9 protein-coding genes and 1 tRNA gene are annotated in these 12211 nt (G+C 59.3%); 5 read left to right on the top strand and 5 right to left on the bottom strand.

All coding sequences use genetic code 11. The annotated features are described in order from the left end of the window. Nucleotides 1-24: 24 nt before the first annotated feature. Both BMZ42_RS04905 and BMZ42_RS04900 read right to left on the bottom strand, forming a co-directional pair. Complete coding sequence (locus tag BMZ42_RS04905; protein WP_091519322.1) at nt 25-1713, bottom strand: bifunctional metallophosphatase/5'-nucleotidase; 1689 nt, start codon at nt 1711-1713, stop codon at nt 25-27. A gap of 342 nt (nt 1714-2055) precedes the next feature. Further along, nucleotides 2056-3612, bottom strand: a complete 1557-nt coding sequence (locus BMZ42_RS04900) for a phospholipase D family protein (protein ID WP_091519321.1) — start codon at nt 3610-3612, stop codon at nt 2056-2058. Between the two features lie 173 nt (nt 3613-3785). On the opposite strand from BMZ42_RS04900, the gene BMZ42_RS04895 reads away from it, so the two are divergent. The 5 genes from BMZ42_RS04895 to BMZ42_RS04875 all read left to right on the top strand — a co-directional run bounded on the left by BMZ42_RS04895 (nt 3786) and on the right by BMZ42_RS04875 (nt 8728). Next, a tRNA-Thr gene (locus BMZ42_RS04895) sits at nt 3786-3861 on the top strand. Between the two features lie 123 nt (nt 3862-3984). Beyond that, nucleotides 3985-5214, top strand: coding sequence for a VpsF family polysaccharide biosynthesis protein (locus tag BMZ42_RS04890; protein WP_139207852.1), 1230 nt, complete (start codon nt 3985-3987; stop codon nt 5212-5214). A 141-nt stretch (nt 5215-5355) separates the two neighbouring features. Continuing rightward, a complete protein-coding gene (locus BMZ42_RS04885) occupies nt 5356-6519 on the top strand; it encodes a glycosyltransferase family 4 protein (RefSeq protein ID WP_139207851.1) in 1164 nt (387 codons plus the stop codon). 249 nt (nt 6520-6768) lie between these two features. After that, nucleotides 6769-8013, top strand: coding sequence for an endo-1,4-beta-xylanase (locus BMZ42_RS04880; protein ID WP_091519314.1), 1245 nt, complete (start codon nt 6769-6771; stop codon nt 8011-8013). 1 nt (nt 8014) lies between these two features. Further along, nucleotides 8015-8728, top strand: coding sequence for a hypothetical protein (locus BMZ42_RS04875; protein ID WP_091519311.1), 714 nt, complete (start codon nt 8015-8017; stop codon nt 8726-8728). Nucleotides 8729-8733: 5 nt separating this feature from the next. Here BMZ42_RS04875 and BMZ42_RS04870 read toward each other — a convergent pair whose 3' ends face one another. The 3 genes from BMZ42_RS04870 to BMZ42_RS04860 are packed head-to-tail and all read right to left on the bottom strand — an operon-like array spanning nt 8734 to nt 12082. Beyond that, nucleotides 8734-9939, bottom strand: a complete 1206-nt coding sequence (locus BMZ42_RS04870; protein ID WP_091519308.1) for a glycosyltransferase — start codon at nt 9937-9939, stop codon at nt 8734-8736. Continuing rightward, complete coding sequence (locus BMZ42_RS04865) at nt 9936-11081, bottom strand: glycosyltransferase family 4 protein (RefSeq protein ID WP_175556634.1); 1146 nt, start codon at nt 11079-11081, stop codon at nt 9936-9938. Before BMZ42_RS04865 ends, BMZ42_RS04870 begins: the two co-directional genes overlap by 4 nt. Beyond that, the gene (locus BMZ42_RS04860) at nt 11078-12082 is read right to left on the bottom strand and encodes a lipopolysaccharide biosynthesis protein (RefSeq protein ID WP_139207850.1); all 1005 of its coding nucleotides are present in this window, start codon (nt 12080-12082) and stop codon (nt 11078-11080) included. Before BMZ42_RS04860 ends, BMZ42_RS04865 begins: the two co-directional genes overlap by 4 nt. Between the last annotated feature and the right edge of the window lie 129 nt (nt 12083-12211).

The following is a 12211-nucleotide window of genomic DNA, read 5'->3' as shown; positions in this document are numbered from 1 at the left end:
CGGCCCCGTTTGCTCCATATTCGGCTAGCTCTTTGGGATCACCGTGATCCGGTCCCCAAGCTCCACCTTGTACGGCGCGTTGTTGGCGATGAATTCCGCCAAAACCTCTTCCATACCGGGGCCATAGTCGTAGGGATCGATCGCGTTGGACGCGAAAAGCGCGTAACCGTCACCGCCTTTGCGCATAAAGTCGTTGGTGCCGACGTGATAAATCCTGTCATGCTCGATCGCGACCCAGCGGTCACCGTCCCTCACCATGACGTCCTTGACGCGCCCTTCATTGGGAGCAACATTGAGATCGACGGTGAATTTCAGACCAGCCACCTGTGGGAACTTGCCCGCGGCGTTTTCAACATCACTGACGCCAGCCTCAAGCGAGCCCACGATGTCGGCGCCCTTGAGCTTCATGGTCGCCAGCGTGTTCTGGAACGGAAGCACCGACAGGACATCGCCAACCGTTGCCATCCCCTCACCGATAGATGCGCGCAAACCGCCACCGTTCTGGATCGCAATCGTCACGCCCATCTCGGCCGTGCGCGCGAGGATCGCGTCGGTCACGGCAACTCCCATTTCGCACTCACCCGCACGGCAGCTTTCGCGGCTGCCGTCGATGGGCGCGGAGACGACACCAACTTCGGTCGCCTTCATCGTCTCGATCGGCCCGGCAAGTTCGGCGATACGTGCCTCGATCTCCGCATCAGGCTCGATCGACGCATCGAGAATGACCGTGTCTCCCGACGCCTCGGCCACATATCCATCTTCATCGAAGGTCAGCGACAGATCGCCAAGATGTTTGGAATAGGAGCCTGCCTGCACGATCGGCACAGCCTTGCCCGCCGGGTTCTGCACCAAGGTAGCATAGGCCGGCGCGCCCTCCTCCGTATTGGAGAGCAGCGTGTGGCTGTGGCCACCGACGATGGCGGAGATGCCCTCGACCTGCGCTGCAATTTCCTGATCGCGGGTGAACCCGACATGGGACAGAAGCAGCACCTTGTTGACGCCCTGAGCGCGGATACGCGTCACCGCCTCCTTGAGATATTCGATATCATCGCGGAATGACACATTGGGTCCGGGCGCAGCGATGATCGCAGTGTCGGGTGTGAGAACAGACAGCACACCAATCTTCTCGCCGCCAACTTCAAGGACCGCCCATTCCTGAATCTTGCCTGCAAGCTTTTCTCCGTCGGCAACGGTGATGTTACCGCAGATCACCGGGAACTCGACCAGATCGACGAAATCGGCCAACACATCTGGACCGTTGTCGAACTCATGGTTTCCGACAGCCATGAGATCGAAACCGATCTTGTTCATGAACTCGCCTTCGACCTTGCCCTTGTAGGTGGTGTAGAATAGCGAGCCCTGAAACTGATCGCCGGCATCAAGGGTAATGACGTTCTCGCCAGCGTCGGAAATCTGCTTTCGACGCTCCCAGATCTTGGTCGCGAGGCGTCCAAAGCCACCGAAGCACTTGCCCTCGCCTTCATCCTCAACGGAGCAGGTCGAGTTGAAGCGACTGATCGACTCGACGCGGGAATGCATGTCGTTGATGTGGAGGATGTTGAGCTTGAATGCGCCCTGTGCATGAGCGCTGGTCATTGAGAAATGCGCTACGCCGCTCCCGCTTGCAACGACCAGACTTGCACCAGCAACCTGAAGAAACCGACGTCGGCTAAGGTCTGCCGGGATGGATTTCGTCTTCGTATCTTTGAACATATGTCGCCTCCAATCAAACTGTTACTGAAGTTGTATTCCCCGTAAATTCCGAGTCTCAGGAAAAATACGACCGCTTCAGCGGCCGCATGACAATACCACGTCAATGTGTTGGCTGGATGAATGTTCACTTGGCTTGATCATTTGGTCAAGGATTACCTTCCTCTACGGCACGAGAGGTTGGGATCGACCAAGCAGATCATCTATGGGAAGGACTAGCGATTCATGGCCTTAGTGCGTGTCGCGTCCTTCGGGATCCGCTTCACACGCTCAAAGTGTCTGGAGTTGCGCAGGTCTTTGTTCCGAGCCGGCTCCCGCTTTCGGGAGACATGAACCAGCTTTGCGTCAAAGCTGGGATTCGATCGGCAACCAGGAGATCACGGAGGCAACCAGCCGACGCGGCATTGGCGCTTCCGGCTCTCGTGCATGAATGGCGATCTCGTCCTCCAGTTCCTCCGCCCACTGCAACTGGCCGCGCTCGCCCAAAAAGACACGATAGCTCATCTGAAGGTTTGTTTCGTACTCGAACAACTCGTTCATCGCCTCGACAAGTTGCTGCTCGACAAAAAGAACGCCCATCTCCGTGTTCAGCGACACCGAGCGTGGATCGAAATTGAACGACCCGACAAAGCCGGTGTGATCGTCAACCGTGAAAGCCTTTGTATGAAGGCTGGCCTCACTCGACCCGAAAAGCGAAATGTTGTGGCGACGCAGAAACGGCTGTAGCTCAAACAACTTCACGCCACCTTGCAGAAGCGCCTTTCGGTAGGGTGCATAGCCGCCATGCACCGCCGCCACATCGGTTGCGGCAAGCGAATTGGTGAGAACCGAAACGGCAACCCCGTTTGCAGCAAGACCGGTCAACAGCGTCACGCCTTCGCGCCCCGGCACAAAATAGGGCGAAGTGATCCGCACAGACTTGTCGGCGCTGGCTATGACCGGCATCAAGGATGCCATCAGCCAGTTCTCATTGCCGCGATTGAACGCCTTTTCCGGTGGGTCTGCAACAACGCGCACCTGCGACGTCCAGTTCACCGGCAGCAGCGTATCGAACATCACGATCAGCGACACCCGCTCCATCGCTTTTTCTATGTATGGACGAGCACGCGCACCCTTCGTGGTTTCGGCCAAGGTGACCCGGAGGCGATCCAGCCGTGGCTTGCGCGTGCGCACCAGCGCATGGATCGGCATCGCCGCTTCGCTATTCCAAAAATTGTCGAACACGGTTTCGACTTCGCGGACGACCGGACCAGCCATGACCATGTCGATGTCGCGAAAATTCAATGTTTCGGCCGCATCAAAATACTGGTCGCCGATATTGCGCCCACCAACGATGGCCAGGCGTCCATCGGCGATCCAGGCCTTGTTATGCATGCGCCGCGTCACGGAAAAAGCACGCAAAACCATTTCCAGGCCGCGCCGCAGGCCACGCTCGCGGGCGCGGCTGGGATTGAACAGGCGCACATGAATGTTGGGGTGGGAATCGAGCGAGAGGTAGATTCGGTCCTTGCCCTGCGTGTTGATGTCGTCAATCAACATCCGGACGCGGACACCCCGGTCGGCGGCCTTGACCACCTCATCCGCCAAGAGGCGTCCGGTCAGATCGTCATTCCAGTAGTAATACATGAGGTCGAGGCTGCGTCCCGCCGCCCGCGCAGCAAGCGCACGCATGGCAAATGCATCGAGATTGGCGGACAGCAGAGCCAGGCCGCTGCGACCTGACTGGTCGTCGACGCGCTGCTCAATTCCACGGTCGAGGATCGTCGCGTCCGCCTCAGGCTCGAACGCGAACATGTCTTCGCCACGCGCACGTCGGGCAAAATGGCCATAGGAATAGACGGCCAGAACAGAGCCTGCGCCAAAACCAAGAGCGGCGATGACCAGAAAAACAACGACTTCCATCGTCGGCACCGTTAAAGACCCCCGTGTCGCATCATACGGGTTGGGCACCAACTTCCAAGCGGCTTCATGCGTGTTTCTTCAGGCACACAAGTTTTGTGAATAGGTGCTTGTCTTTCCCGCACAATGAAGCTATCACGCGCTCACATCCGAACCGCGCCTCGCGCGGAGTGAAAGCCGCTTTAGCTCAGTTGGTAGAGCACATCATTCGTAATGATGGGGTCAGGTGTTCGAGTCACCTAAGCGGCACCATTTCCTCAAAATGACCGTCCAGCCGGTCTTCCGGATGCTTCTCCGATTTTGACGTCAGGACACGGGCACGCGGCCAGTGGACATTTCCGTATTGTCATCGCTTACTGAAGCGGGGAGACGGGGATGGCCAGTTCTAAAGCCGGAGCGGGTGTATTGCAGCCCGCGATTCTCGCGACGGTGGTGCTTTTGTTTCTGGCATCGCCCAACCTGCTGCACGCCTTAAACATCCCCTATTCGACATCGCATGGGCCGCAATGGGCAAAAATCCATCCCGCGTTCTATGCAGTTCTCGGCGTGCTGGCAGCACAGGCCTGTCGACGCAAAGCGTTCACATACCCGGCGTTCGCGTTGCCGGCACTGGTCCTGGCAGGAGCGGCGCTGCTCGCGATCCTGTCGGTCAGCCTGTCGCCGCAATCACGTAGCGGTGGTGGCGAACTGTCAGCATTGATTGTCACCTTCCTCCTGCCGGGGCTACTCCTACTCGCCCTGGCGCATGCCAGCGCAAGAACCCTTGAGGCGCTGCCTTCGATCATTGCGGCCATTCTGGCTGTAAATTCGATCACAGCGATCTTCGAAAGTCTCTCGGGGTTGCGGCTGCTACCCTTTGTGGCCGGGGACGCTATTCTGGCTTTTGACAAGCGTCCAACCGCATTGCTGGGCCACCCTCTGACCAATGCAACCCTTACAGGAGCCTGGATCCTCGTCACGGTGATGCGGCTGTTTCCCTCGCGGTTGCGGTCATGGCCGCTGATAATCTGCAGCCTGCACCTTTTGGCGCTGTTTGTGTTTGCCGGACGTGTGGCGCTGGCGGTGACCCTGACGCTGTGCACCATCTATGTCGTTTCCTACACATTCGCGCGAATGGCGCGCGGGGGTGGCGGACATGAGCTGTTGCGTCTTGGCATGCTGAGCCTGCTCATCCTCTGCATCGCATTGGTGGGCTGGCAAAGTGGCCTTGCCGATCTCACCATTGCACGCTTCAGCGATGGGCGCGGCAGCAACGAGACCCGATTGGCTGCACTGCAAATGCTTTCCGAACTGGACGCGGGGCACTGGTGGAGCGGTGCTCCGGTGGAGGTGCGCAGCGCCTTGCAGGCGCGTTTCGGATCGCCTCACGGCATTGAGTTGTCCTGGGTTGCGCTGATCATGACATACGGCCTGCCAATAGCAGTGGCGCTCCTTGCTGCCACCATCGCTGTTTTCGCAACTCTGATATTAGACAGGGGCGTCGCAGCGCTGCTGGTCAGCATCTACTTCCTCGCGACAAGCTTTTCGTCGCTCTCAATCGGAAGCAAATCTCTTCTGATCTCACAATTCATAGTAATATTGCTTTGCATTCCTCCACAAAGATGAATGAAAATTGTGGGATTTGAAATATATTTCACTCAAATTCCAGCTTTCTGTTTCAATTTCTCTGACACTCATGTTTCATGGAATATGGGGCAACTAAAAATCAGCGACATGTGACCAACGTGCCCCTCGGGGCGTGGCGACGTGAGATACGATGTTCTCGTCATGGGACTGCGGAGCATCGCCGACATGCAGGGCGGCGTAGAAACACATGTCCGCAATCTGGCCACCGAACTGGATCGCCTCGGCATCACGGTTGGGGTTTTCGTGCGCACCCCATATGCAGCTCGCGGGCAGAAACTGCCGGGTACGCAGGTCAGGATCATTCGCGTCTGGGCACCGCAACTGGTCGCCGCAGAAGCCTTGCTGCATACGCTGTTGTGCATCCTTTACGCCGCGATCATGCGTCCCCGGCTGATCCACATCCATGCTGTCGGCCCAAGTCTGATGGTACCGGTGGCAAGATTGCTGGGTCTCAGAGTGGTCACCACGCATCACGGCGAAGATTATCGTCGTGAAAAATGGGGGAAGGTCGCCCGTCGTCTGCTGAAGATGGGTGAAGTCTGCCAGGCGCGTTTTTCCCACCGTACGCTCTGCGTGTCGCGTTCGCTGTCTGCCGCGCTCACAAGCCAGTATCGACGCGAGTTCAGCTATGTCCCGAACGGCGTGAGACTCCCCAAAGCCCTTGCACCCACTGCCGTCTTGCAGGAATTGCAACTACGGCCCCAAGCCTATGTCCTGACAGTAAGCCGGATCGTTCCGGAAAAGCGCCATCTCGATCTCATCGCCGCCTGGTCACGCCTTCAAGGCGACGGCATGACATTGGTGATCGCCGGCCTGCCCGACCTGATGTCCGAACGCTATGGTCGCAGTGTTCGCGATGCCGCTGCAGCCACGCGCAATGTCGTCCTGGCAGGCTTTCGTTCCGGCGCCGAGTTGAAGGCGCTCTATGAAAATGCTGCACTTTTCGTGCTGCCGTCTTCGCATGAAGGCCTGCCAATTGCGCTTCTGGAAGCGATGGCCCATGGCTGTCCAGTTCTGGTCAGTGACCTGCCCGCACACCGGGATCTGAAACTGGGTCCGCAGAATTATCATCCGGTCGGCGACGTGGATGATCTGGCAGCCAAAATCGGCGAACACTTGTCGAGAACCCCGACCAGCCCGCCCTGCTGGGAATCAATGTTACGACCTTTTCGCTGGACAACGATTGCTGCCAAGACGCTCGCCGCATACCGAGACGTGGCCCCGGCCATCGGATGCGAGGCCTCCACCTTCCCCGACCCAGCCGAGGCACCGGCCGCCGAATAGGCAATCTCTGCGCATTTTGATCCCCCTCCCGCGGGTCGCACTTACCCTTGAGTGACGACAACCACGGGAGTTTTGCAATGCTTGGCCTCGGTCTCGGACTTACCCATCACAGATACGCAGCCTCTCGCTGGCAACCGCCGGTCGGTTACGTTCGCCTGACATCGCGTTTACGCAGCGGTTCATTCATCACACTGCGGGGAAATATCAGAACAGTCGGCATCGCAGATCTGGTCGGGCGGATTGCGTGACATGGCAGGACAAATCGACAAACTGCCGTTGATCGATGCCACCCATGGCGTCGGTCACGATGGCGAGGGGTTCGCCGGCCGGTTTCCGCTCACCGAAGCAACCGTGCGATCGGCAATTTCTGGTGCGACGCGGCGCGACGCGTCAGGACGGGCGCGAACCACCACAGCTGCAGCTATCCCGCTCGCGCCATTGCCGCGCGAAATTATCGGCAACGGTCGGCTCTTCGGCACTGCCGTGCCGCAAGCTTTCCGACTCGACCCGGCCGACGCGCGCCATATTCCCGGCCTGCTCGACCTGCTCACGGCACACAGCGACATCTGGGTGTTCGACAATGACTTCCAGCCGGCTGCAATCCAGCCGGTCCAGAACGTTTTCCGCCTATCGGCTGCCCAGGAAGCAGTCGCCAGAGCGATCAACGCGGGCAAGGCATGGCGACTGCATTCCCTCGTCTATCCCACTCATGACATGCCGTGGATCAACGCGTCGACGCTGTCCGGCACCACCTACATGTCGATCATCGATCAGCACCTGAACGCAATCGCGTCCGTGAAGGACGTGCAGAGCGCCTACAATATCGACGTCACCAACGAGCTGTTCGACGGACTGGGCACGCTGCCAGGAGGATATCGACCCAATCAGTGGTACACTGCGTCGGCGCCCGGAACCGTTGGTGACAGCTGCCCCAACAAGGGCATTTATGATGGCCCCGACTGGGTCGCCTATCTGTTCCTGAAGGCGCGCGAGGCTTTCCCTCATACGCCGCTCTATCTGTGCCACGATCAATGTGAGCAGATCACCTCTCCGTACCATGTCGAGCACAATGCCAGCATTCTCAACTTCCTGCGCAAGGGGCTGGATGCAGGCCTGCCGATCGACGGCCTGAACATGCAGGGCCATCTCAGCCTGCGCCGCGGGTTCGATGCAGCAAAGCTGCGCGAATTCATGGCTGGGGTGAAGCAACTGGGTCTGCGCATCATGATCGGTGAACTGGACTGCCGGGCGGGCGATGACAGCTTCAAGACACTGACGACAGCCGAGTACGACCTTCGCTGCTCTGATCTGATCCGGCGTTTTCTTGACGTGGCGCTCGAATTCCTGGGACCGGGTGATCCCGTCATTTCATGGGGTCTGTCAGACAACCGTCATCCATGGACAGCGGGCGAGCGCCCCCTGCCCTTTGACGTGTTTTATCAACCCAAACCGCAATACGCAGCGATCCGCGACGCGCTGAAGGAGGCACAGTGACATGGCGAGCATCAAGGACAATCTGACCGCAATCATCCCCCCACATTCCGGCAACGATCTCACTCAGGGATATGGACCGGGCTCGGAATGGTTCGACATCGCACGGGGCAGCATGCACAAATGCCTCGACGCAACGGCGGGCTCGGCATCCTGGATGGAACTGGACATCCACACGCCAGCCTGGGCGGTCGGCGATTATCGCGTCCCTGCACATATCGCGCAGGTTTCCGACAGCAGCGCCCTCACCCCAGACCTTCTGACCATGCAACCAGTCTTCGTCGGAAGGCGCACCCAGATCGACCGGCTGGCGTTGCGGGTGACGACAGCCCAGCCAGGGGCAGCGGCGCGGATCGGCCTTTTCGCGACTGATCCCGAGACCCATGCACCCGCTGCGCTCGTGTTGGACGCCGGCGAGCTCGACCTGTCCGAGTTCAATGGCGACCGCTGGCGCACCATCAGTGTGTCGCTCAAGCCCGGCCTTTACTGGACTGCATGCATCATGAAAGCTGTGGGGACGATGCCTGTTGTAAGGCGTGTCGGCGGTGCACTCTATGGCCACTTGCCAACGTCTACGCTGACGGAGCTGGCAGCCAGCGCAGCCTTTCGATACCTCAGCGCGTCATGGGCATATGGGGCGCTGCCTGCGACCGCGCCTGCAATGATGCAGGATAGTGGCACGCATGGCCCAATCGTGGCGCTGCGCCGATCGATGTAGGACGGCTAAAGCGTCTCGCGATCTTGCGGTTTCGCTTTCCGACATCGGTTCTCGCTTTGGGGAGACATGCGCTGAGGCAGCGAAACCTGCATGACCTGCCAATATGCATCAATGGCGGGCTGCATCTGGTAACGGGCGGCTCCTTCAGCCGCCCGCACAGCCTGCACATCGCGGAAACCATCACTGCTCATCATCGTCAACGCCTTCGCCAAGGCCGCAACGTCCCCCACCGGCACCAACAAACCATGCCGAGCCCCGTACAAAGCCGAGACTTCCAGCGCCGGCTCTTCGCCGAGGAGTTCCGCGGGGCCGGAGCGGCAATTGGTGGCAATGACCGGAATGCCGAGCATCATCGCTTCGGCCAGCGCATTGGGGAACCCTTCAGCGTCAGAGGACGATATGAATGCCCGTGCCCTAAGGATGAGCGGAAACGGATTTTCCAGGAAACCGGTGAAATGCACACGATGTGCGAGCCCCAACCGGTGAGCAAGCAACCGCAACTGATCGCGGAGCGGCCCGTCGCCGATCAGGACAAGATCATATTCAGGCGTCGATCGCGCAAATGCCTGCAGCAACAGGGCAAAATTCTTGTTCTCGACCAAGCGCCCCATCGCGACGAAGTATGGCCGGCTTGTGGGGAATTGCGCTGGCTGCGTCGCTGCGCGATGCAAAGCCTCCCGGTCAGTCGGATTGGGGATTGTTGTTACTTTCGGCGGGGGCACGCCAAAATTATCAATCAAATCCGCCGCCACGCCAGCCGAGGGGCAAATCACGACATCTGCTTTGGGATAGATGTATCGCGTCAGAATCCGCGCCAGCTTTGCGCCTGCTCCGCGCCGATGATGACTCGACGGGCTGACCCGTTCGCTGATGAGCGCCTTGTATCCCAGCAGCCTTGCGCAGATGACATTCACGAGATTGGCGCGGGTCAGGAAACTCAAACATATGTCCGGCTCCAGGGCGCGCAGGCACCGAAGGGCCACGCCGAGGCTCGCAGCCATGGAACCCGCCGTGCCGAGACGATGAACCGCAATCCAGTCGGGCACGCTGTAAGCCTCCGGCGCTTTGTCGAGAAGGACAAGGTGCATCTCATAGTGATGTGAATGGGCCATGGAGTGCGTGATCAGCCGCGCCATGATCCGTTCCGCGCCCCCGCCGGTGAGCGAGTTGATCAGGAACACCACCCGCGGTCTGGTGTCGCTTAGGCTCATCGCCGCCGGCTGGCATAGGTACGCGCGACGACACGTCGCCAGCTGCAGGAGGCCGCATGCCGGCGCGCATCCTGAGCGAGCGCCGCAAGCTGCGCCGGGTCACGATAGAGACCAAGCAGGGCGGCAGAGAGTGCTTCCGCATCTGCCGGAGCCACAAGAAGACCAGTCTCGCCGTCAATCACCGCATCGGTGACGCCGCCGAGCCGTGTTGCAAGCGCAGGCGTGCCGCATGCAGCTGCCTCCAGATAGACAAGTCCATAGCCCTCTACCGCACCGTCGGGATCGGGCATTCCCGGCAAGCAAAACAAATCTGCCGCTGTAAGCCACCTGCGAATGCCGACAGCATCAAGCGCTCCGCTGACGACTGTTTGGCAGGCCAGATGAGATGAAGCGGCGTAAATCTCCGACACATAGCTGGGATCGAGTAGCGGCCCGATGATGTGCCAGTGTATTTTCTGCTGCACCTCCAGTGGAAGCAAGGCGAGCGCTTTCGCCAAAAGAAGATGACCTTTTCGCGCCACCACCCGGCCAAGCGTCACGATGACGAAGCGGCCCGGTTCCAGATCGAGAATGGCTCGTGCCTGAGTCTTGCTTTCAGGAGATACGAACCAGAACTGCGACACTCCAAGACCGGTGACGTTGATCAGCGCGGGATCTGGCCGAAACGCAGCACTGAGCCGCGCAGCCGTATCCCGGCTATTGACTGCAAACTCGCTCCAACCATTCCAGAACTTTACCATCTGGAGGGGAACCGCGCGTCTGCGCTGCTGCATGAAAGCAATCTCGGTTCCATGAAACGACACGACACAATGGGCATGTCGACGCCACGGTGATAGCGACAGTGGCAGAAAGAATGGCCAGTCGACTGCGTGGACGACATCATAAGCAGGGCGCTGGCGCGCAAGCTTCTGCACGAGCGCCATTTTGGCCGGGATATGGCTCATTGTGTGATCGCCCCCACGGTAGCGGATCACCTCAAATGGCAGGAAATGATCCGACGCCGAATGATCGCGCCCATAATCTGCTGCGACAACCGTCACCTGATGGCCAAGCTCGGTGGCGACATGCGCCATCTCGAGAACATATGTGCCAATCCCCCCCACCCGCGGCGTGAACTCGCTGCTGAGGAGAAGGACCTTCACCACACTTCTCCACGCCGCCAAAGCGACTGCAGCGTCGAGAGGGCAAGCATTGGGAGGCATGCCAATGTGAGACAAACACCATAAATCAAAGCGCCGACGGCGATCGTCAGCAAAAACGCCGGAAGCGTTTGCGCGGTCGGAACAAATTGAAGAGCAAGCAGCATGCCGCACGCAGCAAGTGCACAGCGCAACACAGGCGATACGGGAAAGACAAATCCAAACCGCCAGCGCGCGATCACAACGCTGATGACGCCACAGATCAAAGCAGCACACACCGCGCCGACAAAAGCCCCGCCGATTCCCCAGAAAGCGATCCCTGTAGCGCTCAAGCCGGTGATCAGCATCAGCTCAAGGATTGACAGCCGCATGGAGACCTCACTGTGTCCATGGAGCAGGAACACCTGATCCGTCGAGTGCGATCGCGCATAACGTAGCAGACCGAACAAGGCTGCGAGCGGGAGCAGCGTCCTCGCCATTTCCTGGAAAGCTTCGGGCAGAAACAGCAGTGCAAATGACGGTGCAACGGCGATGAAACCGGCAACGGCTGGAAACAGGATCATGGCCAAAACCGCGATATTTTTTGCAAGCTGTTGGTGACCGGCGTCGGTTCCACCAGCTTCCATCTTGCGAGCAGCCAGTGGGTAGGCGCCGGCAGACACCAGCATGACCACGCCGCTCGCGACACGCAGACCCAACCCGAAGAAAACAGCGAAGAGCCCAGCTGCTGCAATTCCGAGCTGCTGTTCAACCATGAAACGCGGTGCATTGATCGCGACTGATGCCGCCAGCGCAGCAAGCGTGACGGGCAGGCCAAAGACAATGCCCGATCTCAAGATATGATAATCGGGCCAGGCTAGGACACGCCGCGATCGACTTCGCACACCAACGAAGATCAGGCCCGCGCCATACGCAACCGTCATCGCCAACAACACAGACTGCGCCGTGGGGGCGATTTTCGTGATGGCGATAACGGACAGCAACAGCGCCAGCGCAGGAAACAAGGCCTGCAGACACGTATAAGCCAGAGCGTCATCGTCTGCGCGCGCCCGCTCTGACAGATAGACCGCCAGCGAACGGGTGATCACAAATCCGATCACGGTCGCGTTGAGCGCACCAGAGCGGTCCGCCCC

The sequence above is a fragment of the Aquamicrobium aerolatum DSM 21857 genome, assembly GCF_900113935.1.
Taxonomy (GTDB): domain Bacteria; phylum Pseudomonadota; class Alphaproteobacteria; order Rhizobiales; family Rhizobiaceae; genus Aerobium; species Aerobium aerolatum.
Note: the sequence above shows the minus strand (reverse complement) of the source record. Positions and strands in the feature narration are given on the sequence as shown.